We start from the raw sequence: 23345 nt of genomic DNA on the forward strand, positions 1-23345 counted from the left end.
AAATGGGATTCAAGTCACTCTTTAACGACCTTTTCAACCGTGGGAGAACTGGCAACGCCCCGGTGAAGGCGTCCGAACTGGAAAGGTACGAGAACCGGGAAATGCAGATCGTCGATAAGATCGAACACCAGCGGAAGGCGCGGGTGGGCTTTGGACGGTTCATGAAGCACCCGGTCCAGGTGCTCACGGAAACGCCGCTCAACAGCCTCATAGCGACGGTCCCCTTCTCATTCCTCTTCTTTATCGTCGGTTTCTCCCTGATCATCGTCAATTACGGGTGGTCGGCCCTCTTCAACACCACCCTCATCGACGATGTCATCGTCTTTACCGTCCTGATCCCGGTGATCCCGCTCGCAATTCTCGACTTCAGGGAGGGGAAGCGGGAGAAGAACCTTGAAGACGCGCTTCCGAACTTTTTCAGGGACGTTGCCGGGATGAACGACGCGGGAATGACCCTGCCCAATGCCATTCACATCGTCGCTGGAGGCGAGTACGGGACGCTCACGCCGTACATCAGGAAACTCGACGTGGACATGTCCTGGAACATCCCCTTTGTCGAGGCAATCTATAACTTCGGCCAGCGTATCGGGACTCCCCTTGCCGAGCGTTCTGTCGACCTCATCGCAAAGGCGAGCAAGGCAGGCGGCGACATCTCCGAGGTGCTGCGGGCGGCTGCGCGCGACAGTTACGAGTTCATCAACCTGAAGACAGAGCGGGCGAGCAACATGATCATCTATGAGGTGATCATCCTCATCGCCTTCTTCGTCTTCCTCTTCGTGATCGTGGTCCTGGAGTCCACCTTCCTCACGACGATGGCCGAGGCCGGTGCCGCTGCGTCGGCGTCCGGTGCAGGAAGCCAGTTCATGGGTAATGTTGATATGGACCTCTACAAGAGGATTTTCTCCCACTCCGCGATGGTCATGGGCTTCTTCTCCGGCCTCGTCGCCGGGCAGATGGGCGAGGGTAGGGCGACGGCCGGTCTCAAGTTCTCTGCCATCATGCTCATCATTGCCTGGGCTCTCTTCAGGTTCGCGGTCTGAAGGTCGTCCCCTTTTTTTCGTGCTGCCGGCACGGCTTCATGACGGAAGAGGGCAGGGAACGGGATCGAGAATTCCTGTTTCGAGGTGCCTGTGCCGTGGGGCTACATCCCTGGGTCTTCTCGAACGCCCCCTAGGTCGCAGCCACCCGCCCTCGAAGGTCATCAGGTCTTCGAGGAACCCCCGGTTTGGATTGTATGGAAGGCAGGGGCTCCGCACTCCCCTCATGGGATCAGGGAGATACATTTGCCGGAGCATGAGGGTTTGCCATGAAAAACAGTTCCTGCAGTATACTTGAGACGTGCTCCCGGCTCATGCCCGATTCTCCTGAGCCAGAATAATCTCTGATTTTTGCGAAGGTCATTCGTCCTGGTGAGATAGAGACGGGGAACCAGAGAGACCTCCGTGAAGAGAGATGGAGATGTACCATGACCTATTCATGCGGAATTTTCCAAAGAACCACCTGAAACTCTGTTTCATGAGCGGTTCTACAGGACTAAAAAAAGTATTAAAAAGGTCGGGGGTTAATTGATCTGTTCCAATTTATACCCCTTCTTAGCCAGCAATTCCTTGACTCTTTCCTTGTGGTTACCCTGAAGCTCGATGGACGTGTCCTTGACAGTCCCGCCGCAGGCAAGTTTGGCTTTGAGGAATTTTGTGAGGTCTACAAGGTCGATGTCGTAGGGATCGAGTCCTTCGATAATGGTGACTTCTTTCCCGTATCGGCGTTTATTGATCTTGACCTGAATCCTCTGCTGTTCCTTTGCGACCTCCTCACAGATACACAGTTCCTTTGGTAGTCCGCATTTGGGACATATCCCACCATTCATTAGTTATACCTTCAAGTTCTCGTTATATATTTCTTGGCATGAATATCCTTTCCATCCGGTGAATATGTATTTTGAGGTGACCGATGTGGCTCTCCTCCCCTTCTGATCGCACCTGTTATCCGCTCTGACAACAAACCAGAGATCGATGTCGCTGATGGTCCTCGGGACCGCTTCCCATGTCGGTAAGAGCACGATAGTCGCAGGGCTCTGCCGGGCCCTTCGAAACCGCAGGATTACGAACGCCCCTTTTAAGTCCCAGAACATGAGCCTCAACTCTTGGGTGACGGCCGACGGCGCCGAGATCGGGATCGCCCAGGCCGAACAGGCGAGGGCTGCTGGCATCGAACCCACCGCGGAGATGAACCCGGTCCTCCTCAAGCCGAAGGGTGACATGATCTCGCAGGTCGTCCTCTTTGGGCATCCCTATAAGGACGTGCGGATCGGGGAGTATTACCGGGAGACCGACGCACTCCTCAAACAGGCGGTCGACGCATTTCGGGTGTTGGAAGTGCGCTATGGCACTGTTGTCGTCGAAGGCGCCGGGGGTGCGGCCGAAGTCAACCTCTATGACCGCGACATTGCCAATATGCGGCTTGCCCGGGAACTCCGCCTCCCGATCCTCCTTGTCGCTGACATCGAGCGCGGCGGGGTCTTTGCCCAGGCCTTCGGCACCATGGCGCTCCTCCCCGAGGACGTCCGCCCGCTGGTCGCCGGGATCATCGTCAACAAGTTCAGGGGAGACCCTTCTCTCTTCGAAAGCGGGGTGAAGGCGCTGGAGGACCTCTGTGGCGTCCCGGTCCTCGGTGTCGTCCCGTACGCCGATACAGGCATCGCCTCGGAGGACTCCCTCTCCATCGAGGACAAGCAGGCACGGGACAAACCCATCAGGATCGCCGTCATCAAGCTTCCCCATATCGCGAACTTCACCGACTTCGAACTCCTCGAACGCCATGCCGCGGTCACCTATGTCAGGCCGGGCGAATCTCTCGCGGGTTACGATTGCATCATCCTCCCGGGCACCAAGAACACCATTGACGACCTTGCCGTCCTCCGTGCCGCAGGAACTGCCGACGAGATATGCCGCATGCGGGCGGCAGGCGTGCCAGTCATCGGGATCTGCGGCGGGTACCAGATGCTCGGGACGCACCTTGCCGATGCCGGTTATGAGTCGGGAGAACCTGCCGAGGCAGAGGGGCTCGGCCTCCTCGATGTCTCGACCACCTTCTCGGCCTACAGAAAAACGACCCGCCAGGTACGGACCCATGCCGCTCCTGTCCCGCCTATCCTCACCCGGTTTGGCGAGGTGGAAGGCTACGAGATCCACATGGGCGAAAGCCGGAGGGGCGTTTGCAGGGAGGCCTTCGACGGCGACGGTGCGGTGAGTGACGACGGCCTCGTTTTTGGAACCTATCTCCACGGCATCTTCACCCGCCCCCCTGCTGCCGCCGCCCTTCTTTCGTATCTTGCCGGGAGAAAAGGGCTGGAGATCGAGGAAGAAGACGTTTTCAGAGACCCGTACGACGACCTCGCCGACCTTCTGGAGAGGCACCTGGATATGGACCATATTGTCGGGCTTGCTCTCGGGAGGGTACGATGATTTATGCCGGCAGGGAACGTACTCTCAATACTGTGTCCGGAGAACTGGCTGCGGAGTGAGAGAGTATGGTGATGCGGTGTTCTTTTACCCTCGACCCGGAGATGCTTGATAGCATCGACGCCTTTGCGAAAAAACATTCGATCGAACGGAATGAAGCGATCCTTGAACTGATTGAGACGGGCTTTGCAAGCCTTGAGAGCGGCAAAGAGATCGAGATCAAGAAGCAGCGGGCATTCGAGGAGTTTATGCAGATCCGGCGCGATATAGACGGGCTCAAAGAGATCGTGCAGCACATGCGCGACGAACTCCGGCTGATCCATCACACCATCGAGTCGGATTACTGCAAGGAAGCCAGGTGCGTCCCGTACCAGACGAGGAACATCTGGGACTACCTGATGAAAAGAAAAGAGTGACCGATGATCGTCAGGACTAACTGATGATTGACATGATGCTCCTGAAGCCCTCGCTGCCGTCGTCGTCGCACTCCACGGCGCTCACCTGCCCCATGTTCACCTCTCCGGTCGCTCGCTTCAGCATGCAGTAGGCGCGTGCCGGTGAGATCACCCATCGTCCGTCCTCGCAGAACCGTACTGAGTGGACGCAGAACCGGCAGTTGTCCAGTGTCCGCGTCGCCCCTGCCTGGCAGGAGGGGACCGCCCCTTTTTCGACCTTCAGCACCCGCATCTCACTCCTCCCTGTACCACTCCGCTACATACCCGGCGTTCGCGAGCACCCTGTCGGCAGCGGCGTGCCAGGCGTCCCCGGCATCGCCTGCATGGGGGACGACCTCCGTCTCCCACAGGGCCTTCAGCGCCGGGTCGTCTGTCCTGAGGTCGAGCCTCCCTTTCAGTTCGCCGACAAACTCGCCGTCGCGCAGTACCCGCATTTTGCAGCAGGCGAAGTCCCGGCAGAATGAAGGGCGAGAAGCATGGACCGTGCAGACGTACGTCCCCTTCTCCGCCCTCAGGAAGGGGCAGGCGGCAGGGTTGGTCCACTGGACGGATGGACGCCTGAAGGCCGGGAGGTGGCAGTCCTCCACCCTCGCCGTGAATGTCTCTCCTGTGATCGCGACGGTGCACCTGAACTCCTGCGGCCCGGTCTGCCGCAGGATCCTGACAGAGCGCCCGAAGCCCATGCAGCATCTGCCGCAGAGGGTGCAGGTGAAGGGCTCTTCTCTCATACCTCGTACTCTCCCGGCCGGCCAATAGCCTTTTCCTTTCCAGTAGGTTCAAATGGTTTTTCGCGCTATTCTTCTTCACTATGAAGGTTTGCATCATGTGCGGGGGAGAAGGGACCCGCCTCCGCCCGCTCACTTTTGAGCGGCCCAAGCCCTGCATCCCTATCGTGAACCGGCCCTCGATCACCCATCTCGTCACCCACCTGGCCAACCTCGGCTTTACCGAGATGGTCATCACCCTCGGCTACAAGGGGGACGATATCGAGCAGGCCCTCGGCGACGGTTCGCTCTTCGGCGCCGAGATCACCTATGTCCACGAGGACATCAAGCTCGGGACGGCCGGAAGCGTCAAGAACGCCCAGCAGTTTCTTGACGGCGCTCCCTTCCTGGTGGTCGGCGGCGACCATGTGGCAGACCTCAACCTTCTGGAGTTCTACCGTGAGCACCTGAAACGCGATGCTATCGCCACCATTGGCCTCATCTCCATCGACGACCCCTCGGAGTACGGCATCGCCGAGATCGACGTGAACTATTGCATCAAGCGCTTCAAAGAGAAGCCCGGCCCAGGCGAGATCTTCTCGAATCTCGCCTCGACAGGGATGTACGTCTGCAGCCCGGAGATCTTCGACTATATCCCGACAGGCGAGAAGGTGGACTTCGCGAGGGACGTCTTCCCGCGTCTCCTTGGTGAGGGGAAGACCATCCGCGCCTGGCTTGCCCGCGGCAACTGGAGCGATGTGGGCAGCCCGCGGTCCCTGCGGCAGGCAGAGCGCTGGAAACTCCAGGAGATCACGACGACGAACATCTCCGGCGACCTCCATGTGAAGGGTGCGAAGATCGTTGGCCCTGTCTCCCTCGGCGGTTCCCTCTCTCTCGGGAACAACTCCCAGATCATCGGCCCGGTCTCGATCGGTAGGGGGACAACCATCGAGAGCAATGTCCTCATCGGCCCGTACACAAGCATCGGGGAGGACTGCGTGATCAAGAGCAACGCGAAGATCTTCTCTGCCTCCATCTACAATCAGGTCGTCATCGGCAATGGAACCACAGTCTCGGGGGCTATCCTGGACAATGAAACCATCGTCGGTGACGGGTGCTCCATCGAGAACGACACGGTCATCGGCCCCCGGAGCGTCATCCAGAATAGGGTGACCATCCACTCCGGGACTCGCCTCTGGCCCGAGGTGATCGTGCCCGACGGGTCTGTCGTCAAGGAGCATGTCCTCAACGACAAATATGACGTGCGCTATGAGGGGTCGTGAGGGGCCTCACCTTTTTTTTGATGGGGCTGCAGTCGTATGGGCGGCAGTCCCCGTTTTGAGAATGTGGGACGGTTAGTGGATTGGTTTCCCGCGCCGGGGGACTACCTCCCCCCGACCCTCCGGTGCAGGATAGGCAGGGTATTGCTGTAGGGACCCACCTGTTCTTCGTACTCTCCTCTCTCGATCCACCTTCTTTCCCGCGCTCTCCCATCCCCCACTCTATCCTGATGGCAGGGGGTCCGGGGGTGAAACCCCCGGCGTCTGATTATGGGATGGCAGTCATAAGAACTTTGCAGGATTTGATTTCCTGCATCGGATGAAAATCCTGTTTTGAGGGAAAAGCGGTTGATCGGTGTCCCTGATGGAGATCATGGGATCACCAAGAACATATCGACCCGAGAATGAGGGTTTCTCTAGAGCCTGAAAAAAAGAATACGCGGGTCCTCTCCGGACGACCTTCTAACTCTGCCGCACCAGGCGGTGGGTGACGGCGACGAGGGGGTGACGGGCATAGTCCATGACCTTGATGTCGTCGAGTGTCCTGAGGTTCTGGGCGTGGGCGGTCCTCTCCATGCCGAGCTCAAAATTCTCGGTGACATTGATGATATAGGCGTCGAGGGTCTTGTACCCAAGTCTCTTTGCGGCGATTGCACGGTGGTGGCCATCGACAAGGATGTAACGGCCCGGGCGCTTCACCACGATCAGGGGTTCGGCCAGGCCCTTCTTGATCTCGTATATCCTCCCCTCCAGTTCGTCCTCGTATATCTTCGCCTGGGTGGGGAGGAGCTGGTCGATGGGGACGAAACCCCGCGACAGGGTCGGTTCAATGCCGTGGAGGCGCCTGAGCGTGTCCATAAAATTGTAGACCTTTTCCGGGGAGACATGCTCGATCTGGGATCTGATCACGTCGGCATTCGAGATGATCCCGATCAGGTGGTTGTTCTCGTCCACCACCGGGAGTTTCTGGATCCCTGACCTGAAGATCACGCGGGCGGCGTCGTTGACGCTCATCTCCGGGTCGGCAACGATGAGATGGCGGCTCATGACCCGCTCGACCGGCGTTCCCGGATGGATCGTCAGGAGGTCCCGTGCGGAGATATAGCCCACGACCTCTTTTTTATCGTTGACGACCGGGAAACCGTCGTGTTTGGTCTTCTGGATCTTGTCGATGACGTCCTTGGCCGTTTCGTTGGCGCCGACGGTGACGACATCATAGGTCATGTAATCCTTGACCCGCTTTTTATCCATTAACATCTCTTGTAACCAGGGCTACATCAAGGATTCGGTGATATATAGTGTTTACGAAAAAAAGGGGGAGAATTGGCGGTTACTCGATCGGGATGACCGCACCCTTCTCGACCTCCGCCTTCTTGAAGCGGACCTCGAGGACGCCGTTCTTGAAGGTGGCGCTCGCGCTTTCCTCCCTGACCTCGACCGGAAGAGATACCACCCTTTTCATGGTCCCGTAGAAACGCTCCCGCATGACATATCCCTCCTCACCGCCCTCCCTCTCTTCCTTCTGGACGGCTGCAATCTCAAGGAGCCGCGGGTTGATGAGCCGCAGCGTGATGTTCTCCTTCTCGGTGCCCGGGAGGTCCGCGACGACGATCACCTCGTCTTCGTGAGCATAGACGTCCACCCTCGGCCCTTCCCCCCTGAGCATGGGGAGGGCGCGGGCCGGTGCCGACTCGGCGATAAGGGACTGGAAGCGTCCCTCCATCTCTGCCCGCATCTCGTTCATCACCTCGTCGAAATCTCTCCAGAATGAGTAAAATCCACGTTTCTGTGCCATATTTTCTTTTCTCCTTGCACCCTCTGTGTGGTGCTAACCTCTCGTTAGTATCTGTTATATTTATACATTCTCTATGGTGTGCCGACAGCGTCCTTTATGGCCTGGGGATACGATTGAGTACATAATGGTCAGCAAACCAAAGACGCGCACCCCGGAAGAGAAAGATTCCGGGAAGAGAACGAAGACCCAGATCGCGATGCTGGTCTTCGGTGTGCTCTTTGCCTTCCTCATGGTGGCTTCGTATGCCGTCCCGGCAATGAGCGCGTTCAAGAGCGTACAACCTGGAGATTCTGTCCTGGTCGACTGCACCATCCGCGATGACGCGGGCATTCCGGTCCTTACGACGAGCCAGCAGATCCAGGCCGATGAGTATGCAAAGAAGCGGGCCGTCTTCCTCACCTCCCCGATGAGCCTCGTCGGCGGGGCTGAGTCCTCGGAAGACACCTTTATCCACCCGGTGCCGGCAGTCGTTCCGGGCATCACACAGGGCGACTTCGGCATCCTCCCCTGGGAGATGGCCGCCCTTAACAAGGGTATTCTCGGCATGCACGAGCTGGAGACGAAAAAGATCCCGATCAACACCGAGTCCTCCTCCATCACTGTTGGGGCGAACGAGTCTGACCGTCTGGGCCTGAACTTCTCCGAGGTCAATGTCGGTGACCGCTTCATCAGGCAGATGACGATCACGAAGAACGCGACGGTCTTCACCGACCCGGAGTCTTCGATATCGTACCTCCGTATCGGGAAGGTCACTGAGAAGAATAACGAAAACCTGACAGTTGACTTCACCTATGCCACGGCCGACGTGACGGTCAGGTCGATCGCCTCCGCGTGATTCCCGGTGGGTATTTATACCCACGCTCTCTTCTTTTGCCCATGGCACTGACTATCCTCTGCTACTTTCAGGAAGGCTGTATGGGGTGCATGGAGCAGGAACCGATCAACCGCGAGGTCGAGCGCACCTTCGGGGTGACGATCGAGGAACGTGACGCCGTCATGCATCCCGAGGACATCCAGACATACGCCCTCACCGTGACCCCCACCATCCTCGTCATCGTGGACGGCGAGGTCAAAGAACGGTTCGAGGGCGTCGTCCACACCGAGACTCTCGGAGAGGCGATAGGGAAGTATCGGTGAGAACAGTGCGGATCGGGTGTGGAGGACCGTTCGCAGCGAATTGTCGTCGCAGCCTACGAGTTCTTCGTATTCTCCCCCTATCCACCTTCAGGCCCCTGCTCTCCCATCCCCAACCCTATCCTGATTGTGGGGGTCCAGGGGGCTAAGGCCCCCTGGGGGTCTGATTTGGGGCTGGCGGTTGTAAGGGTTTTGCAGGACCTGAAGCCTGTGCCGGGGGACTACAGAGAAACCTCCGGTTTCTCGAACTCGCTATCGCTTGACCAGCAAAGGCCTGAAAGTCTTCATGGCAGTCCCCCAGCACGTGCACTCCAGAACGGGAATTCTCCCCAACCAAAAAAAAGTCTCTCAAAAAACGATGTGAAAGGTGTGCGGACAGGGCGGTACCCCCGCCCCCTGCCCTCACACCCGGTATCCGTAGATCCGCTTGATCTTTTTTGCAACCGTCTTCCAGCCTTCCTTTCTGAGGACGGGCCCGTCACGCAGTTTGATGTGGGAAATACGGAACTTTATCTTGCCGAAGGTATAGACCTCATCAACGGCGAAGAACTCCTCGCCGTCGCACTTTTTGTAGAGGGGGAGGGTCTTGGCCTTGTCGTGGACCGACACCCTGACCACGACCTCCTCGATCGCACGCGTCCAGAGTGCGGTGATCTCCGGCGCCTGGGCCTTTATGACCCGCCTTTCTCCCACCTCGATCGCCGTCACCTCAACCGAGACGCCTTCCTCGCCGCACTCGGCGACGAGGTAATCGCCGACAGAACAGACATCCTCTTCGAGGAGTTCGACGGTGCAGACCTCTGACTCCTGCTCGCGGCTCACGATCGCCTTCACCGAGAAGGTCTTTTCTATGGGTATGGGAACATGATGAACGGCCCCGCAGACGGTGCAGCGCACCAGGAGGTCGCCCGCCTCCTTGAGGAGGTCATGATCGGTTTCATCCTCGCACTGCGGACAATAGGTGGTGATGTACATTTCAATAGAATAAGGGTACACCATTATTAAAGGATGAAGGCGCAGGACACTATCCACTGTTTCGGGCACGTCAATGTGCGGGCCCTCCACCGCACCACTTTTGAGGTGACGAAGGAGGCCGACCTTTCGCCGGCCGGCGACTGTATTATCGGGGTATCTGCCGACAAAGGCGCTGCCGATCTCGACCCCGCACTGAAGGCCCTGCTTACCGACGACCGTGCCGAGGTGACCACCCGTCTCTGTGCCGGGGGGGTCGAGGTCGTCGTCAGGTCTCACGGCAGCGCCGCCTTTTCTCTCGACCATCCTGCCGACCTTGTCTGGCGGCGGAGCACCTTCGCCTGCGGCAGGACCGTGGCCGTCGGGTCAGACACCGTCGCGGGATCGATCGACAGGCGACTCGTCGCCGCCCTTGCCGCCGGTGCCGAACTCGTCGTCGAGATCGAGGCATCCGTCCCTGAGTAGTGACTACAACGAAAACTCCGGTTTCTTGATTCACTTCGGTCAAACCCTGAAATTCAGGTTCGTGGTAGGGCTATCTCCCTCCTCGGGATCTCCTTTTCGCTCTTCCCCGGGCCAATCGCAAGGGGGGGTCCGGGGGCAACAGCCCCCGGCGGACTACGCCCCTGGACCCCCGCTCAGGATTGGGGATAGATAGAAATCTCCCTCTCAGGATCTCCTGTTCGTTCTTGCTCTCCAAATAAGGAGATTACCATAGCCCGACCTATCCTGAGCGGGAACGACTGAAGGGAGTCGAGAAGGTCGAAGACCTTCGAGGTCCGAACGAAGTGAGGTCAAGAAACCGAAGTCTTCGAGTTAGTCCCCCGCACAGGCACACCAGAACAGAACTTTTCCCGACCCGCCCTCCTCCCTACCCTTCAGTCAATTCCGTGATCTTCATCTCGGCCTCTTCGAGGAGGCGTTCGCAGCGGCGGATCAGATCCTCGCCGCGCTCGTACAGGGCGATGCTCTCCTCGAGGCTCGTCGAGTTGTCCTCGATCTTTTTTATCGTTTCTTTCAGTTCGTTCAGGAGTTCTTCATACGTCTCTGTCATGGCTCACACGCTCTGTGATGACGGTACATGTCCCATCGGCAAATCTCAGGTCCAGGCGGTCGCCAGGGGCGATGCCCTCTACCGAGCGCACCACCTCCCCATCCCTCCTCACCAGCACATAGCCGCGGCGCACCGGTGAGAGGGGGTCTGACGCCACCAGGCGGGCCGCAAGCCCGGAGAGGACGAGGTGTTCTCGCCCTGTCCGCCCCTGATAGCCCCGCCTCATCCGCTCCTCCAGGTCTGCAATCTGCTGCCTCCCCTCCTCGGTGCGCCGGCGGAGACGTTCGGGCCTGAACCGCAGGGAGAGGGCATCGAGGTCGGCACGACAGCGGTCGACCTTCCCGAGGGCGGCGTCCTGCAACCTCTGTCTGTCCTTCCCGAGGCCGGCCCGGAGTTCGGCACGGTCGGGCGCGGCAAGTTCCGCGGCGGCCGAAGGCGTCGGTGCCCGCAGGTCGGCCGCAAGGTCGGCAAGAGTCACGTCCACCTCATGGCCCACCGCACTGATCACCGGCGTCGTACACGTTGCGATCGCCCGCACCACCTCAGGCCTGTTGAAGGGGAAGAGGTCCTCGAAACTCCCGCCCCCTCTGGCGACGATCAGCACGTCGGCGAGACCGTCGGCCCGCCTGATCGCCTCTGCGATCTCAAGATGGGCTGTCTCCCCCTGCACCGTCGTCGGCGAGAGGAGAATCTCGACAGGGTACCGCCGGGCGAGGACATTTTCGATGTCGTGGAGGACCGCGCCCGACGGTGAGGTGACGACGGCGACACGCCGGGGGAAGGGCGGGATCCCTCTCTTCCGTGCAGCCGCAAAGAGCCCCTCGGCTGCGAGATCCCTCTTCCAGTGCTCGACGAGGAGGTGCTTCTCCCCTTCCCCTGCGAGTCGCATGTCCTCCACATAGAACTGGTACTTCCCCTGCGGTTCGTACAGGCCCACGTGGCCGTAGGCGATGACGTCCATCCCGTTCGCCGGTTCAAAGGCGAGCGCCCGTGCGCTCCCCCGGAACATCACCGCGCCGATGACCGCACTCTTCCCACCCCTCACCTCGGAGAGCGAAAAATAGCGGTGGCCTGAGGAGGCATGGGTGTAGTTCGTCACCTCTCCCCGCACCCAGCACCCGGCCAGCACCGGGAGGTCGAGGGCGTCCCTGATGATCGCCGTGATCTCAAGGACGCCTCGCACTCCGTCCAGCCCCGGATCCATTGTTTTTATCGTGGGTCGAGGACCTATAAGAACATGTCATGGGTCGCCTCGCTGTCTCAAGCATGTTCTTCCATGAATACCCCCTCGACGAGATCTTCGCCTCTGTCGAGGAAGCAGGCCTCACCGGCATCGAGTTCTGGGTCGAGACCCCGCACTTCTGGCTGCGTGGCCTGCCCTTCGCCGACCTGGAGGCCGCGGTCAGGGCCTACCCGGCCCTTGCGCCGATCACCGTCCATGCCCCTGTCCTCGACCTCAACCCCTGCTCCATCAACCCCCGCGTCGCCGCTGCCTCCCAGCAGTACGCCGTCGAGGCCGTCGACCTCGCCCGTGCCATCGGTGCGGAGGTGCTCACCGTCCACCCCGGCCGCCGGACCGCGAAGAGGCGCCCGAGCGCCTATGACTACGAGCACTTCAGGACCTATCTCGCGCGCCTGCGGGATGCCGCGGAAAGGACAGGAATCAGGGTCGCGATCGAGAACATGGAACAGACGATCAACTCCCTCCTCAGCACCCCCGAAGAGATGCGGGAAGTCCTCGACGCCAACCCCTGGCTCTCCTTCACCCTCGACATCTCACACGCCATGGCCGTCTCGCCCGCCGTTGTCGGGCAGTACATCGGCTTCTGTGGCGACCGACTTGCTAACGTCCACCTGAGCATTGCAGACGGTCGGAAGATGCACCTCCCTGTCGCCGGGAACAGGTATGCGCGGGACGTTGTCAGGGCCCTTGCCGCTGCGGGTTACGACGGGTGCCTCACCCTCGAGATCGAGGACAGGAATTTTTTGCATCAGCTCTCTATCGAGGAGAAGATCACCGTTTTACGGCAGGAAAAAGAGTTTCTTGAGTGCTGTCTCCCCTGAACGCTGGTTTTAAGAACTCACAGTACATATCACCCTATAGTACTACATTTATGAACGATAGTTGGATAATGAGCCGTACACCGGCGTGGCAGCGATGACACCCGATGAAATCATATTAAGTGGCTTATTCATCGCATGTCTCGCCCTTTCGGGTTTTTTCTCCAGTTCTGAAGTCGCCCTTATATCGATCACGCGGGCAAAAGTCCGCACCCTCGTTAATGAGGGGAAAAAGGGCGCCGACGCTCTTGCACGCCTGAAGGAATTCCCGGACCACATCCTGATCGCCATTCTCATCGGCAACAATGTCGTCAACGTCGCCGCAGCCTCGATTGCGACTGCGATCGCCATCGAACGCTTCGGGAACGCCGGCGTCGGGATCGCCACCGGTTTTGTCGTCATCCTCATGCTTGTCTTCGGCGAGATCGGGCCGAAGACCTATGCGTCGAGGTACACCGAGAAACTGGCCCTCTTTGCCGCCCCGATAATCCTCTTCCTCACGAAACTTCTCCTCCCCATCCTCTGGTTCTACGATCGGCTGAGCGCCCGTTTTTCCCCGGGTGCAGGCCTCGCCGAACCCGCGATCACCGAGGAGGAGATCAAGGAATGGATCGATGTCGGCGAAGAAGAAGGGATGATCGAGGAGGAGGAGCGGCAGATGCTCTACTCTGTCTTCAGGTTCGGTGAGACGACCGCCCGCGAGATCATGACTCCCCGCATGGACGTCGTGCTGATTGAGGGCGTCAGTTCCCTGGAGAACGCGATCACCCTCTTCAACGAGACCGGCCTCTCGCGCTTACCCGTGTACCACGACCAGATCGACAACATCGTCGGTGTCCTTAACATCAAGGATGTCTTTGCTGCCGAGTTCTCCAAAAAAGAGGTCGTCACGATCAAGGAACTGATGCACGACGCCTACTTTGTCCCGGAGAGCAAGATGATCGACGACCTCCTCAAGGAGATGCAGCTCCGGAAGGTCCACATGGCCATCGTCATGGACGAATACGGCGGTTTTGCCGGTGTCGTCACCGTCGAGGACATCCTCGAAGAACTTGTCGGCGAGATCCTTGACGAGTTCGACGAAGAGGAACCCTCTATCCAGAAACTCGGCGAAGGCGTCTATATGGTGGACGCGCAGGTCTGGGTCGAACACCTCAACGAGGAACTCGGCACGAGTCTCCCGGTCGGAGAGTCGTATGAGACTCTTGGCGGCCTCCTCTTCACCATCCTCGGCCACATACCTCTCCGCGGCGAGGTCGTAAAACTGGCGAGCGGCGTCACCATTGCGGTGATGCAGATGCGTGGACGGCGGATCGTGAAGGTCAAACTGATCCTCCCGCCTCCCGCGGCAGAGGAGGGAGAGAATCGTTAATACCTCCCCGCGCCGACGTGTGAGCATGAAGCGCATTGCAGTGCTGGCATCAGGGAGGGGCTCCAACTTCCAGGCCGTCCTCGACGCAATCTGTGCCGGTACGATCAGGGCCGGGTGCGTCAGGCTGATCACCGACAAACCCGGCGCCTACGCGATCATCCGCGCGGAACAGGCCGGCATCCCGGTGACAGTCCTCGACTACGCCTCGTACCCCTCGAAACAGGCCTACGAGGTCGACCTGCTTGCGGCAATGCAGGACTGCGGCGCCGACATCTTTGTGCTTGCAGGCTACATGCGCATCGTCGGCGACGCTATCGTGGAGGCCTTTGCAGGGAGGATGATCAATATCCACCCTGCCCTCCTCCCCAGTTTCACCGGCCTCCACGCGCAGAGACAGGCAATCGAGTACGGCGTGAAAGTTGCCGGGTGCACGGTCCACTTCGTCGACACAGGTCTGGACAGCGGGCCTATCATCATCCAGGCCTGTGTCCCTGTCCTTGACGGCGACGACGAGGATACCCTTGCGGGCAGGATCCTGGTCGAGGAGCACCGCGTCCTTCCCCGGGCCGTGTCCCTCCTCTGCGACGACCGTATCCAGGTCGAAGGACGGCATGTCAGGATCCTGCCGCCGCCCAAGGCTCTTTGAGTTTGTGCGATCAATCTGGTTCTATACGATGGCCATGCGATGGAAATCCCGCACCTCAGGCACAAAACGGATCGCGGAGGAGCGGATCGCCCGCCTCTTTGCCCTTGCCAGTGAAACCTTCGGATCAGACCCGGCCTTTGCAAACCGGTATGTGGCGCTCGCCCGCCAGATTGCAATGCGCCAGCGTATCTCGATCCCGCGGGACTTGCGGCACCGGTTCTGCAGGCGGTGTTCTGCCTACCTCGTCCCGGGCGCCAATGCCAGGGTGCGAGTGCAGCGCGGGAAGGTGATCGTCACCTGCCTTGTATGCGGCCATCAGAAAAGGTATCCGGTGGTGAAGAGACATCGAAAAGAATGAACTGTTCCAGGAACTCAAGCCGACTGTCTGGATCGGCAAAAATGGCTATTCGGAGACTCTCATTGAGGAGATCAGGCTCCAGTTGAAGGAGCGGAAGTACATCAAGATCAAGTGGCTCCGCAGCACCGATGTGGACCCCGTGGAACTCGCACGTCTCGCCCGGGTCGACCTGGTGGGTGTGCGCGGGCGAACGATTGTGCTTGCCGAACGGGGCCGTGGCGGGAGCCAGGGCCGCTGATCCGGTCCCTCCTTTTCTCCCGGGTTTCCGGTTTGATCGCCGGAAAACTCCGGGGATTTCCCGCTCGAAATATATAAAAACATCCATGGCAAATAGATAAAGACTGGTAACATCGATCGTTACAGTGAGGTTAACCAATGACAACTGTATATGACATCCCGGCTGAGATGCTCATTCCGCAGGCTGCTCGCGATCTTAAGGAGCTCCCTGTTATCCAGCCACCTGAATGGGCAGCAGTCGTCAAGACCGGGATCCACAAGGAGATGCCTCCCGAGGACCCTGACTGGTGGTACACGAGGGTCGCATCCGTTCTTCGCCGGATCTATATCGACGGTCCGGTCGGCGTTGAGAGACTGAGAAGCGCATATGGTGGAAACCGGGACCGCGGCTCGAACCCGAGCCAGTTCCGGAAGGGAAGCGGGTCCATCCCGAGAAAGGCACTCCAGCAGCTCGAAGCTGCAGGTTTTGTCGAGAAGGTCAAAGGCGGCCGGCAGATTTCGGCACAGGGCCGTGCCTTTATGGACGGCGTCGCGCACGGTCTCCGGGCCGCGGCGACCGAAGCTGCACCCGAGCTGGCGCGCTACTGATGCGGTGAGGGATGCTGATGGGTGACGATGAACTCTCTGAGATCAGACGCAAGAGAATGGAGCAGCTCCAGCGGCAGTCTGCCGAACAGCAGGAGGATATGGAGCGCCAGAAAAGAGCTGAATCAGAGATGCAGCTTGCGCTCATGCAGATCCTGGAACCTGAAGCGCGGGAACGGCTGAACACGATCAAACTCACCAAACCTGAGTTTGCCCGTGCGATCGAGCAGCAACTTGTGATGCTTGCCCAGAGCGGCCGGATCCGGCAGAAGATCACGGACGAGCAATTCAAGGCACTGCTGGTGCAGGTCGCCCCGCCGAAAAAAGAGTTTCGCATCACACGAAAATAGATGAAAGCCGGTCTTCTCTTCAGCGGAGGAAAGGACAGTGCCCTCGCGGCTCTGATGCTCGCGAGGGACTACGAGGTCGAACTCAATACCTTTGTCTTCGACCCTGAGCGTGAGCTGCCGTCGGTCGAGGCGGCAGCCCGTGCGCTCGGCTTTCCCTGGCACAAAAGGTCGTTCGGCCTGGAATATCGTGACGAGGCGGCGCGCATGGTGCTCGCCTCGGGCTACCCGAACGACGCCATCACCGCTGTGCACCGGCGGGCCGTCGAGGCCCTTGCGCAGGAGTACGGGGTGGTCGGAGACGGCACGCGGCTCAACGACCGGGTGCCGATGCTGACGAAGAGCGATGTTCTCCGCATCGCGGACCGGTATGGGTGTTCTTATGTCCGACCCCTCCTCGGATATGGGAAGACCGAGGTGCAGCGTCTTGCCGGACGATACCTTATCGTCACGAACGGCGAGACGGGCACCCTCGAGAACGGGGACTACGAGTACGAGATCAGGGCCGCCATTGAGCGCATGGGGCACCCGTGTGCGGGGCTTTTCCCCGCGCACCACGGGCAGTCCCTTGTTGTTGGTGCGACCGGCACCTGAGAGATTGGTGATAACCATGAGCAAGGTATCAAAAGGCCGGAAAATTCGGCTGGCTAAGGCGTGCATGCAGAACCGGCGCGTTCCTGCATGGGTGATGATTCGGACGAAGCGCCAGGTGGTATCCCACCCGAAGAGGCGCATGTGGAGAAGAAGCACGCTGAAGGTGTAGAGACATGGTCGAAGTCTTAAAAGAGCAGATCTATGTTGTCCCTCTTCGCAGCACCAGACGCGCTCCCCGGTGGAAGCGCTGCAATGTTGCGGTGAAGGACATCAGGGCGTACCTGGTCCGTCACATGAAGAGTGAGAACGTCAGGCTTGACAGCAGCATCAACGAGAAGGTCTGGGAGCACGGCAGCCAGAAGCCTCCGGCGCAGATCCGTATCCGTGCCATGAAGTTCGAGGACGGCCAGGTTCAGGCCGAACTCGCTGAGGATTGAAATGCAAAGAACGATCGCCTTTGCCGCAGATCCCCATATCGGTGTCTTTGCGCGGGCCTTTGAGGAGTTCGCCGTCGTGCCGCCCACCGCACCCGACGCATTTGTGGCGGGCATAGCCGAGGCGCTCGACGTCGACGTTGTCAGGACAACCATTCAGGGGTCTTCGATCATCGGCTCGCTCCTTGCCGGGAACTCGAACGGCATGGTGGTCAGCGGTCTTGTGACCGAGGACGAACGTGCCGTCCTGGAGGAGCACGGCGAGGTGATGACCCTCGGGACCTCGATGAATGCAGCCGGGAATGTGATCCTCGCGAACGACCAGTTCGCGGCGGTGCACCCCGAGATGTCGATCGAGGAGGCTGAGGCGGTCGGGACGTTCCTCGGCGTGCCGGTCAGGCGCCTCACCTTCGGCGGGATCAAGACCGTCGGGATGGCGGCAGTCGCCACGAACAAGGGTGTGCTCATCCATGCGCGGAGCAGCGACACCGAGGTTGCCCGTCTTGTTGAATGTGCGGAAGGCCTCCAGATCGGGGCCGGGACCGTCAACATGGGCGGTGGCCTTGTGGGGACCGGCGTCCTTGCGAACAGCAAGGGGTATATTGCCGGGCTTGAGACCACCGGTTTTGAGCTTGGAAGAATTGAGGAAGTTTTTGGCTTTCTGGAGTGATGTATAATGGCTATGCAGAGTTATGAAATCACAGGTGCCTGCCTGATCGGCGACTCCTGGCAGCCCTTCACGAAGGTGGTCTCGGCCCCGAATGAGGATGTTGCCCGGGAACATGTCTTCACTGATATTGGCAGCAAACACCGCCTGAAGAGAAATTATATCTCAATCAAGGGCGTTACGGTAGTAGGTGAGTAAAAATATGGATGAGGCCGACCCGCGGGAGCTGCAGTCGCTCCAGTATTATCTGAACGAGTATGGACAGCAGGCAGAGGTCTTTGCCCGCCAGCTGGAGATGCTGGAGCAGCAGAGACTTGAGTCCCTCGCAGCGGTCGAGACCCTCCAGTCCCTGGGTAGTGCGGAGGACGGTACGGTTCTTCTCCCCCTCGGCGGCGGTGTCAGCGTCAGGGTGCAGGTGCCTGACCCTGACAGCGTGCTCGTCGCCATTGGGGCAGGGGTGACGGTCGGGCGGAGTTCTGCCGGGGCCGTATCCTATCTTGAAGACCGGGCTCGCGAGCTCGAAGCCTCTGAAAAGAAACTTTCCGAGACGATCGAGAAGATCCGGGCACAGATGAACGACCTCGCCGCCCGGCTCGACGCCGCCTATCGCCAGCAGCAACCGGCTCCGGGCAGGTAATCCCCATGTTTGAGGGCCTCAAGAACAAATTACAGGGCATCAGGGAGAAGTTCGGGAAATCCATCGGGGATGCGGCCGGCCCTGATGTGCGGGAAGTGGAGAAGCTGGTAGCAATCCCTGCACCGCAGCCCGAAACTGTATTAAAGCCTGTTTTGCCGGAGGCCCCGAGGGCCCCGGTCGAGCCTGAAAAGGCCGTCCCCGTACCGGTCAAAATCGTCCCGGTCGAATCGAAGAAGCCTGAAGGACTGGTCTCCCGTTTCAAGTCTCTGGTGATCGAGCGCGAACTCGTCGTTTCTGAGAAGGACATTGAGGAACCTCTGACCGACCTTGAAATGGTCCTCCTGGAGAACGATGTCGCCCTGGAGGTCTCTGACGCGATCCTCGCCTCTATGCGCGAGGACCTCGTCGGGAAGCACCGAAAGATCGGCACCTCCGTGGACGAGATCGTCAGCACGGCTCTTCGCGGGGCACTCCTCCGGGTGCTCGGGGACGGTTTCGATCTCCCTGCTTACATTGACAGCCACGAAAAGCCGGTAAAAATCCTGGTGACCGGCGTGAACGGCACCGGCAAGACGACGTCAATCGCGAAGATGGCCCATCACCTGATGGAGAATGGTTATTCGGTCGTCCTCGGTGCTGGCGACACCTTCCGGGCCGGTGCGATCGAGCAGATCGCGGAGCACGGCCGGAGGCTGAACGTCAAGGTGATCCACCATCAGGAAGGATCCGACCCTGCGGCTGTCCTCTTCGACACGGTGGACTATGCAAAGGCCCATGGGATCGACGTGGTGCTCGGCGATACGGCCGGGAGGTTCCATAACAGGAAGAACCTGATGAACCAGCTCGACAAGATCCGCCGGGTGGTGAAGCCTGACCTCGTCGTCTACGTTGACGAGGCGGTTGCCGGGAACGATGCCGTCGTCAGGGCGAAGGACTTCAACGACCTCGTCGGGACCGACGCTGTGATGCTCACAAAGGCCGACATGGACTCGCGGGGCGGTGCGGCCATCTCGATCGCCCAGACGATCGGGAAACCGATCCTCTTCCTGGGTACCGGCCAGGCGTACGGCGACATCGTGCCCTTCCGTCCGGCGACTGTCGTGGACGAACTCCTTGGAGTGGAAAAATAATGTTAGACTCGCTCAGTTCATCCCTGAAAGACGCGTTGAAGAAGATTGCAGGCAAGACGGTCGTCGACCGTGCGGCGGTGGAGGAGCTGGTGCGGAGTCTCCAGCGCGCCCTGCTGCAGGCAGACGTGAATGTCAAGCTCGTGATGCAGCTCTCCCAGTCGATCAAGACGCGTGCCCTCGAAGAAGAGCCGCCGAAAGGGATGAACGTGCGTGAGCACGTCCTGCGGATCGTCTACCAGGAACTGGTCGGCCTGATGGGCGGGGCCGGGAAGGTGGAACTTGTCCCGCAGACAATCCTTATGGCCGGTCTACAGGGGAGCGGCAAGACCACAACGACCGCGAAACTCGCCCGCTATTTCCAGAGGAAGGGTCTCAAGGTCGGGCTGGTCTGCGCCGATACCTTCAGGCCCGGTGCCTACAAGCAGCTCGCCACCCTTGCCGGGAAGATCAATGTCCCGATCTTCGGGGACCCGGACGAGACGGACGCCCTGAAGATCGTCCGCGAGGGGATAAAGTACTTTGCCGGGGCGCAGGTCGTGATCATCGATACCCAGGGGCGCCACGCCCTTGAGGACGAACTGATCGAGGAGATCGTCAATATCAACGAGATCGCACGGCCCGAACACCGCTGGCTTGTCATCGACGCTGCTCTCGGTCAGCAGGCGTCCGAACAGGCGCGCCGTTTCAACGAGGCTATCGGGATCGACGGCGTGCTGATCACGAAGATGGACGGCACGGCCAAAGGCGGCGGCGCCCTCTCCGCGGTCTCGGAAACGAAGAGCGGGATCGTGTTCATCGGCGCCGGCGAGACGATCGACGACCTCGAACGCTTCGAGCCTGACGGATTCATCTCCCGTCTCCTCGGCATGGGCGACCTGAAGGCCTTGGCCGAGAAGGCCGAGGAAGTGATGGCTGACGAAGAGATGGACGTCAACGCCATGCTGCGGGGCAAGTTCACCCTGAGGGACATGTACAAGCAACTTGAGGCGGTGAACAAGATGGGGCCCCTCAAGCAGGTGATGTCCATGCTCCCTCTCGGCGGCCTCCAGATCCCCGACGACGCCTATGACGTCACCTCGACCAAGATGGACCGGTACAAGGTGATCATGGACTCGATGACGAATGTCGAACTCGAAGACCCCCAGGTCATCTCGGGGTCGCATGTCCAGAGGATCTCCCGTGGCGCCGGCGTCTCTCCCGATGACGTGCGTGAACTCCTGAAATATTATCGGACCATGCAGAAGGCGTTGAAGGGTATGCGGGGGAGCAAGTTCTCCATGCAGCGCATGATGAAGCGCTTCGGGAAGATGCAGTAGATGAGACGTTTTGTGGTGGTCGGTCATCTCGCGTGCACCGACCCTGACTTTTCTTTGAATGACCTGCCGGGCGCCGGCAGGATGGACGAACTCTGCCGGTGCGTGGCAGCGTCTCTTTGCCTCTCCCACGGGATGAGGAAAGACGTAGAGTGCTGGCTTGTCCTCCTCGGGGCGCCGAAGGCGCCAAAGACGATCTGTTTTTCAGGCGACGGCATGAGAAATCTCAGCCCCGACGAGCGGAACATTGCCGGTCTCATCAGGAAGGCCCTTGCCCTCCCATGCGGCACCGTCTTCCGGGAGTCCACTCCCGGGGTCTCGGTGCGCAAGGGAGGTCTTGCCGGGGTGCTCGCCGGGTGTGGGTGCGCGGTGCTCGACGAGGGGGGAGAGGACGTGCGGAAGGTTTCGTCCCTTCCCGACACCTTCCTCCTCTCCGACCACCTGAACTTTACCGACGAAGAACAGGGGGCGATAGCAGGGTTGCCGGCGTACTCCCTTGGCCCTGCCGTCCTCCATGCCGACCAGGCGATTGTGGTCCTGCAGAACGAACAGGACAGGAGAGAAAGAGGATGGATCTGATCGAGACGGTCGGGGCGATCCTTGAGTATGGCCCGATCTGTGACCATTGCCTCGGGCGTTTCTTCGGGAAACGCTCGTTCGGGCTGTCTAATAATGAACGGGGGCATGCCCTGCGGACGGCATATGCCCTGGTGAAGAACGAGCCTTTTGCCGGAGAACCTGACGAGTGCTGGGTCTGCGGAAGGCTTTTCGATCATGTCGACCTCTGGGCCGACCGGGTCGTTGCGGCTGTGGAGGGGACCGAGCACACCACTTTCCTTGTGGGGACACGTGTGCCCCCCCTCATGGCCGAGAGCGAGGAGATGGTCTGGAGCGACCTCTCCCTCGCCGATCCCGAGCCCCTGAAGTCAGAGGCGAACCGGGAGGTCGGAAAGGCGGTCTCGGCGCTGAACGGAAAAGTCGTCGACTTCAAGCGCCCCGACGTCGTCGCCATCCTGAACCTTGCAGAAGACAGGGTGGAGATCGAGATCAACCCGGTCTATTTCCGGGGCCGGTACTTCAAGTACGAACGGGGCATCCCGCAGACGCACTGGGACTGCCGGGTCTGTGGCGGCAAGGGCTGCGAGAGGTGTAATTTCACCGGGAAGATGTACGCCGACTCGGTCGAGGAACTCATCGGGAAGAGCGCGATGGAGGCATTTGATGCCGAGAACGCAGTCCTCCACGGTGCCGGACGGGAGGACATCGATGCCCGGATGATCGGGAGCGGTCGTCCTTTCGTGATGGAAATGATGAACCCCCGGAAGAGAGACGTGGATCTCTCCGAACTCGAGGCCGAGATCAACCGGTATGCCGAAGACCGCGTCGGGGTGAAACTGACCGGATGGAGTTCTCACTCCGAAGTGGAAACCCTTAAATCGAACAAAGCGCATAAAAAATACAGGATTCTCGTTGAGGTCGGTGGAGAGATCTCCATAGACGAACTCAGATCCGCACTTGTCCTGTTGAACGGGGCAGTGATCCACCAGCGCACCCCACAAAGGGTTGCACACCGGAGGGCCGATCTGATCCGGGATCGCCAGGTGATCGACATCCAGTCGCCCGGGATGCAGGATGGCAGGTTTGTCATCGAGGTCGTCGGCGAGGCCGGACTGTATATCAAGGAACTGGTCTCGGGCGACAGCGGGCGGACGAATCCCAGTCTTGCCGGGATCCTGGGCAAAGACGCTCATGTAACCAGCCTCGATGTAGTGCTGGTGGAAGAACCAGGGAGTGGTGAATGCAATGGCACATCATAACGGTCCAAGGAAGAAGACACGGTATAAGTTTAAGAAGGATCTCAGACGCCGCGGTCTGGTCCCTCTCACGGCAGTGATCCAGAAGTTCGAGATGGGGCAGAAGGTCCACATTGTCTGTGAACCGAGCATCCAGAAAGGAATGCCCCACCGCAGGTTCCACGGGAAGACCGGCACCGTTATCGGCCAGCGCGGTCGTGCATGGCTTGTCGAGATCCCGGACGGAAATGCAACGAAGATTGTAATTTCGAGACCACAACATCTAAAGCCTCAGAGGCAATAAATCTGCACGAGT

Annotated in this window: 33 protein-coding genes; 25 read left to right on the top strand and 8 right to left on the bottom strand. The window is 59.7% G+C overall.

What is annotated here, in order from left to right:
* Positions 1–2: 2 nt before the first annotated feature.
* Positions 3–1040, top strand: a complete 1038-nt coding sequence (locus tag MEFOE_RS05420) for a type II secretion system F family protein (RefSeq protein ID WP_067049385.1) — start codon at positions 3–5, stop codon at positions 1038–1040.
* Between the two features lie 521 nt (positions 1041–1561).
* On the opposite strand, the gene yciH is transcribed toward MEFOE_RS05420, so the two are convergent.
* Positions 1562–1867, bottom strand: a complete 306-nt coding sequence (gene yciH / locus MEFOE_RS05425) for a stress response translation initiation inhibitor YciH (protein WP_067049387.1) — start codon at positions 1865–1867, stop codon at positions 1562–1564.
* A 145-nt stretch (positions 1868–2012) separates the two neighbouring features.
* Between yciH and MEFOE_RS05430 the strand changes: the two genes are divergently transcribed.
* Together MEFOE_RS05430 and MEFOE_RS05435 are read left to right on the top strand one after the other, a co-directional pair.
* Positions 2013–3464, top strand: coding sequence for a cobyric acid synthase (locus MEFOE_RS05430; RefSeq protein ID WP_067049390.1), 1452 nt, complete (start codon positions 2013–2015; stop codon positions 3462–3464).
* A 65-nt stretch (positions 3465–3529) separates the two neighbouring features.
* Positions 3530–3877, top strand: coding sequence for a type II secretion system protein E (locus tag MEFOE_RS05435; RefSeq protein WP_067049393.1), 348 nt, complete (start codon positions 3530–3532; stop codon positions 3875–3877).
* A 16-nt stretch (positions 3878–3893) separates the two neighbouring features.
* Here MEFOE_RS05435 and MEFOE_RS05440 read toward each other — a convergent pair whose 3' ends face one another.
* Positions 3894–4148: a hypothetical protein gene (locus MEFOE_RS05440; RefSeq protein WP_067049396.1), complete on the bottom strand. Its 255-nt coding sequence runs from the start codon at positions 4146–4148 to the stop codon at positions 3894–3896.
* A gap of 1 nt (position 4149) precedes the next feature.
* Complete coding sequence (locus MEFOE_RS05445) at positions 4150–4644, bottom strand: YkgJ family cysteine cluster protein (protein ID WP_067049398.1); 495 nt, start codon at positions 4642–4644, stop codon at positions 4150–4152.
* A 95-nt stretch (positions 4645–4739) separates the two neighbouring features.
* Between MEFOE_RS05445 and MEFOE_RS05450 the strand changes: the two genes are divergently transcribed.
* A complete protein-coding gene (locus MEFOE_RS05450; RefSeq protein WP_235809571.1) occupies positions 4740–5903 on the top strand; it encodes a sugar phosphate nucleotidyltransferase in 1164 nt (387 codons plus the stop codon).
* Between the two features lie 459 nt (positions 5904–6362).
* On the opposite strand, the gene MEFOE_RS05455 is transcribed toward MEFOE_RS05450, so the two are convergent.
* On the bottom strand, positions 6363–7151 hold the full coding sequence (locus tag MEFOE_RS05455; protein WP_067049404.1) for a CBS domain-containing ParB/RepB/Spo0J family partition protein: 789 nt from the start codon (positions 7149–7151) through the stop codon (positions 6363–6365).
* Between the two features lie 79 nt (positions 7152–7230).
* Entirely contained in the window at positions 7231–7695 is a 465-nt protein-coding gene (locus tag MEFOE_RS05460) for an Hsp20/alpha crystallin family protein (RefSeq protein WP_067049407.1), read from the bottom strand.
* A 124-nt stretch (positions 7696–7819) separates the two neighbouring features.
* On the opposite strand from MEFOE_RS05460, the gene MEFOE_RS05465 reads away from it, so the two are divergent.
* Positions 7820–8530, top strand: a complete 711-nt coding sequence (locus MEFOE_RS05465) for a hypothetical protein (protein WP_067049410.1) — start codon at positions 7820–7822, stop codon at positions 8528–8530.
* A gap of 41 nt (positions 8531–8571) precedes the next feature.
* Positions 8572–8832 (top strand): thioredoxin family protein, encoded by a 261-nt coding sequence (locus MEFOE_RS05470; RefSeq protein WP_067049413.1) that lies wholly within the window; start codon positions 8572–8574, stop codon positions 8830–8832.
* 399 nt (positions 8833–9231) lie between these two features.
* On the opposite strand, the gene MEFOE_RS05475 is transcribed toward MEFOE_RS05470, so the two are convergent.
* Positions 9232–9804, bottom strand: a complete 573-nt coding sequence (locus tag MEFOE_RS05475) for an HVO_0476 family zinc finger protein (RefSeq protein WP_067049415.1) — start codon at positions 9802–9804, stop codon at positions 9232–9234.
* 33 nt (positions 9805–9837) lie between these two features.
* Between MEFOE_RS05475 and MEFOE_RS05480 the strand changes: the two genes are divergently transcribed.
* Positions 9838–10266 (top strand): DUF371 domain-containing protein, encoded by a 429-nt coding sequence (locus tag MEFOE_RS05480; protein ID WP_067049417.1) that lies wholly within the window; start codon positions 9838–9840, stop codon positions 10264–10266.
* Positions 10267–10672: 406 nt separating this feature from the next.
* Here MEFOE_RS05480 and xseB read toward each other — a convergent pair whose 3' ends face one another.
* Both xseB and xseA read right to left on the bottom strand, forming a co-directional pair.
* On the bottom strand, positions 10673–10855 hold the full coding sequence (gene xseB, locus MEFOE_RS05485; protein ID WP_067049419.1) for an exodeoxyribonuclease VII small subunit: 183 nt from the start codon (positions 10853–10855) through the stop codon (positions 10673–10675).
* Positions 10839–12059 carry an exodeoxyribonuclease VII large subunit gene (gene xseA, locus MEFOE_RS05490; RefSeq protein WP_067049422.1) on the bottom strand — a complete coding sequence of 407 codons (1221 nt, stop codon included), beginning with the start codon at positions 12057–12059 and terminating at the stop codon, positions 10839–10841. The genes xseB and xseA overlap by 17 nt, the downstream gene beginning before the upstream one ends.
* A 38-nt stretch (positions 12060–12097) precedes the next feature.
* On the opposite strand from xseA, the gene MEFOE_RS05495 reads away from it, so the two are divergent.
* The 18 genes from MEFOE_RS05495 (at position 12098) to MEFOE_RS05575 (ending at position 23333) form a co-directional block, all read left to right on the top strand.
* Complete coding sequence (locus MEFOE_RS05495; protein ID WP_067049424.1) at positions 12098–12919, top strand: sugar phosphate isomerase/epimerase family protein; 822 nt, start codon at positions 12098–12100, stop codon at positions 12917–12919.
* A gap of 94 nt (positions 12920–13013) precedes the next feature.
* Positions 13014–14288, top strand: a complete 1275-nt coding sequence (locus MEFOE_RS05500; protein WP_067053021.1) for a hemolysin family protein — start codon at positions 13014–13016, stop codon at positions 14286–14288.
* A gap of 25 nt (positions 14289–14313) precedes the next feature.
* Complete coding sequence (gene purN / locus MEFOE_RS05505; protein WP_067049427.1) at positions 14314–14934, top strand: phosphoribosylglycinamide formyltransferase; 621 nt, start codon at positions 14314–14316, stop codon at positions 14932–14934.
* Between the two features lie 34 nt (positions 14935–14968).
* Positions 14969–15292, top strand: coding sequence for a ribonuclease P protein component 4 (locus MEFOE_RS05510; protein ID WP_067053024.1), 324 nt, complete (start codon positions 14969–14971; stop codon positions 15290–15292).
* Between the two features lies 1 nt (position 15293).
* Complete coding sequence (locus MEFOE_RS05515; protein ID WP_328585459.1) at positions 15294–15530, top strand: YhbY family RNA-binding protein; 237 nt, start codon at positions 15294–15296, stop codon at positions 15528–15530.
* Between the two features lie 137 nt (positions 15531–15667).
* Positions 15668–16117, top strand: a complete 450-nt coding sequence (locus MEFOE_RS05520) for a 30S ribosomal protein S19e (RefSeq protein ID WP_067049433.1) — start codon at positions 15668–15670, stop codon at positions 16115–16117.
* A 17-nt stretch (positions 16118–16134) separates the two neighbouring features.
* A complete protein-coding gene (locus MEFOE_RS05525) occupies positions 16135–16464 on the top strand; it encodes a DNA-binding protein (RefSeq protein ID WP_067053027.1) in 330 nt (109 codons plus the stop codon).
* Positions 16465–17055 carry a DUF7411 family protein gene (locus MEFOE_RS05530; RefSeq protein ID WP_067049436.1) on the top strand — a complete coding sequence of 197 codons (591 nt, stop codon included), beginning with the start codon at positions 16465–16467 and terminating at the stop codon, positions 17053–17055. It begins immediately after the preceding gene.
* A gap of 16 nt (positions 17056–17071) precedes the next feature.
* Entirely contained in the window at positions 17072–17224 is a 153-nt protein-coding gene (locus MEFOE_RS13320) for a 50S ribosomal protein L39e (RefSeq protein ID WP_083523350.1), read from the top strand.
* 4 nt (positions 17225–17228) lie between these two features.
* Positions 17229–17492, top strand: coding sequence for a 50S ribosomal protein L31e (locus MEFOE_RS05535; protein ID WP_067049439.1), 264 nt, complete (start codon positions 17229–17231; stop codon positions 17490–17492).
* A 1-nt stretch (position 17493) separates the two neighbouring features.
* On the top strand, positions 17494–18159 hold the full coding sequence (locus MEFOE_RS05540; protein ID WP_067049442.1) for a translation initiation factor IF-6: 666 nt from the start codon (positions 17494–17496) through the stop codon (positions 18157–18159).
* Between the two features lie 12 nt (positions 18160–18171).
* A complete protein-coding gene (rpl18a, locus tag MEFOE_RS05545; RefSeq protein ID WP_328585442.1) occupies positions 18172–18354 on the top strand; it encodes a 50S ribosomal protein L18Ae in 183 nt (60 codons plus the stop codon).
* A gap of 4 nt (positions 18355–18358) precedes the next feature.
* On the top strand, positions 18359–18793 hold the full coding sequence (pfdA, locus tag MEFOE_RS05550) for a prefoldin subunit alpha (RefSeq protein ID WP_067053030.1): 435 nt from the start codon (positions 18359–18361) through the stop codon (positions 18791–18793).
* 5 nt (positions 18794–18798) lie between these two features.
* Positions 18799–19923 carry a signal recognition particle-docking protein FtsY gene (gene ftsY, locus MEFOE_RS05555; RefSeq protein WP_067049456.1) on the top strand — a complete coding sequence of 375 codons (1125 nt, stop codon included), beginning with the start codon at positions 18799–18801 and terminating at the stop codon, positions 19921–19923.
* A complete protein-coding gene (locus MEFOE_RS05560) occupies positions 19923–21239 on the top strand; it encodes a signal recognition particle protein Srp54 (protein ID WP_067049459.1) in 1317 nt (438 codons plus the stop codon). Before ftsY ends, MEFOE_RS05560 begins: the two co-directional genes overlap by 1 nt.
* A complete protein-coding gene (gene trmY, locus MEFOE_RS05565; RefSeq protein ID WP_067049461.1) occupies positions 21240–21815 on the top strand; it encodes a tRNA (pseudouridine(54)-N(1))-methyltransferase TrmY in 576 nt (191 codons plus the stop codon).
* A complete protein-coding gene (locus MEFOE_RS05570) occupies positions 21806–23053 on the top strand; it encodes a tRNA pseudouridine(54/55) synthase Pus10 (protein WP_067049464.1) in 1248 nt (415 codons plus the stop codon). The genes trmY and MEFOE_RS05570 overlap by 10 nt, the downstream gene beginning before the upstream one ends.
* Complete coding sequence (locus MEFOE_RS05575) at positions 23040–23333, top strand: 50S ribosomal protein L21e (protein WP_067049467.1); 294 nt, start codon at positions 23040–23042, stop codon at positions 23331–23333. Before MEFOE_RS05570 ends, MEFOE_RS05575 begins: the two co-directional genes overlap by 14 nt.
* The last annotated feature ends 12 nt before the right edge of the window (positions 23334–23345 follow it).

It is taken from the genome of Methanofollis ethanolicus, from assembly GCF_001571385.1.
Taxonomy (GTDB): domain Archaea; phylum Halobacteriota; class Methanomicrobia; order Methanomicrobiales; family Methanofollaceae; genus Methanofollis; species Methanofollis ethanolicus.

What these genes read in the sequence shown, in the direction of transcription:
- MEFOE_RS05475 (WP_067049415.1), bottom strand. Translation starts at nt 9,804, where the DNA reads ATGTACATCACCACCTATTGTCCGCAGTGCGAGGATGAAACCGATCAT.
- MEFOE_RS05535 (WP_067049439.1), top strand. Translation starts at nt 17,229, where the DNA reads ATGGTCGAAGTCTTAAAAGAGCAGATCTATGTTGTCCCTCTTCGCAGC.
- MEFOE_RS05495 (WP_067049424.1), top strand. Translation starts at nt 12,098, where the DNA reads ATGGGTCGCCTCGCTGTCTCAAGCATGTTCTTCCATGAATACCCCCTC.
- MEFOE_RS05420 (WP_067049385.1), top strand. Translation starts at nt 3, where the DNA reads ATGGGATTCAAGTCACTCTTTAACGACCTTTTCAACCGTGGGAGAACT.
- MEFOE_RS05480 (WP_067049417.1), top strand. Translation starts at nt 9,838, where the DNA reads ATGAAGGCGCAGGACACTATCCACTGTTTCGGGCACGTCAATGTGCGG.
- MEFOE_RS05440 (WP_067049396.1), bottom strand. Translation starts at nt 4,148, where the DNA reads ATGCGGGTGCTGAAGGTCGAAAAAGGGGCGGTCCCCTCCTGCCAGGCA.
- xseB (WP_067049419.1), bottom strand. Translation starts at nt 10,855, where the DNA reads ATGACAGAGACGTATGAAGAACTCCTGAACGAACTGAAAGAAACGATA.
- MEFOE_RS05525 (WP_067053027.1), top strand. Translation starts at nt 16,135, where the DNA reads ATGGGTGACGATGAACTCTCTGAGATCAGACGCAAGAGAATGGAGCAG.
- MEFOE_RS05460 (WP_067049407.1), bottom strand. Translation starts at nt 7,695, where the DNA reads ATGGCACAGAAACGTGGATTTTACTCATTCTGGAGAGATTTCGACGAG.
- MEFOE_RS05575 (WP_067049467.1), top strand. Translation starts at nt 23,040, where the DNA reads ATGGCACATCATAACGGTCCAAGGAAGAAGACACGGTATAAGTTTAAG.
- MEFOE_RS05560 (WP_067049459.1), top strand. Translation starts at nt 19,923, where the DNA reads ATGTTAGACTCGCTCAGTTCATCCCTGAAAGACGCGTTGAAGAAGATT.
- yciH (WP_067049387.1), bottom strand. Translation starts at nt 1,867, where the DNA reads ATGAATGGTGGGATATGTCCCAAATGCGGACTACCAAAGGAACTGTGT.
- MEFOE_RS05470 (WP_067049413.1), top strand. Translation starts at nt 8,572, where the DNA reads ATGGCACTGACTATCCTCTGCTACTTTCAGGAAGGCTGTATGGGGTGC.
- MEFOE_RS05540 (WP_067049442.1), top strand. Translation starts at nt 17,494, where the DNA reads ATGCAAAGAACGATCGCCTTTGCCGCAGATCCCCATATCGGTGTCTTT.
- MEFOE_RS05430 (WP_067049390.1), top strand. Translation starts at nt 2,013, where the DNA reads ATGTCGCTGATGGTCCTCGGGACCGCTTCCCATGTCGGTAAGAGCACG.
- MEFOE_RS05435 (WP_067049393.1), top strand. Translation starts at nt 3,530, where the DNA reads ATGGTGATGCGGTGTTCTTTTACCCTCGACCCGGAGATGCTTGATAGC.
- MEFOE_RS05520 (WP_067049433.1), top strand. Translation starts at nt 15,668, where the DNA reads ATGACAACTGTATATGACATCCCGGCTGAGATGCTCATTCCGCAGGCT.
- MEFOE_RS05510 (WP_067053024.1), top strand. Translation starts at nt 14,969, where the DNA reads ATGCGATGGAAATCCCGCACCTCAGGCACAAAACGGATCGCGGAGGAG.
- MEFOE_RS05570 (WP_067049464.1), top strand. Translation starts at nt 21,806, where the DNA reads ATGGATCTGATCGAGACGGTCGGGGCGATCCTTGAGTATGGCCCGATC.
- MEFOE_RS13320 (WP_083523350.1), top strand. Translation starts at nt 17,072, where the DNA reads ATGAGCAAGGTATCAAAAGGCCGGAAAATTCGGCTGGCTAAGGCGTGC.
- MEFOE_RS05450 (WP_235809571.1), top strand. Translation starts at nt 4,740, where the DNA reads ATGTGCGGGGGAGAAGGGACCCGCCTCCGCCCGCTCACTTTTGAGCGG.
- pfdA (WP_067053030.1), top strand. Translation starts at nt 18,359, where the DNA reads ATGGATGAGGCCGACCCGCGGGAGCTGCAGTCGCTCCAGTATTATCTG.
- xseA (WP_067049422.1), bottom strand. Translation starts at nt 12,059, where the DNA reads ATGGATCCGGGGCTGGACGGAGTGCGAGGCGTCCTTGAGATCACGGCG.
- MEFOE_RS05445 (WP_067049398.1), bottom strand. Translation starts at nt 4,644, where the DNA reads ATGAGAGAAGAGCCCTTCACCTGCACCCTCTGCGGCAGATGCTGCATG.
- MEFOE_RS05455 (WP_067049404.1), bottom strand. Translation starts at nt 7,151, where the DNA reads ATGGATAAAAAGCGGGTCAAGGATTACATGACCTATGATGTCGTCACC.
- MEFOE_RS05465 (WP_067049410.1), top strand. Translation starts at nt 7,820, where the DNA reads ATGGTCAGCAAACCAAAGACGCGCACCCCGGAAGAGAAAGATTCCGGG.
- MEFOE_RS05500 (WP_067053021.1), top strand. Translation starts at nt 13,014, where the DNA reads ATGACACCCGATGAAATCATATTAAGTGGCTTATTCATCGCATGTCTC.
- MEFOE_RS05530 (WP_067049436.1), top strand. Translation starts at nt 16,465, where the DNA reads ATGAAAGCCGGTCTTCTCTTCAGCGGAGGAAAGGACAGTGCCCTCGCG.
- ftsY (WP_067049456.1), top strand. Translation starts at nt 18,799, where the DNA reads ATGTTTGAGGGCCTCAAGAACAAATTACAGGGCATCAGGGAGAAGTTC.
- trmY (WP_067049461.1), top strand. Translation starts at nt 21,240, where the DNA reads ATGAGACGTTTTGTGGTGGTCGGTCATCTCGCGTGCACCGACCCTGAC.
- purN (WP_067049427.1), top strand. Translation starts at nt 14,314, where the DNA reads ATGAAGCGCATTGCAGTGCTGGCATCAGGGAGGGGCTCCAACTTCCAG.
- rpl18a (WP_328585442.1), top strand. Translation starts at nt 18,172, where the DNA reads ATGCAGAGTTATGAAATCACAGGTGCCTGCCTGATCGGCGACTCCTGG.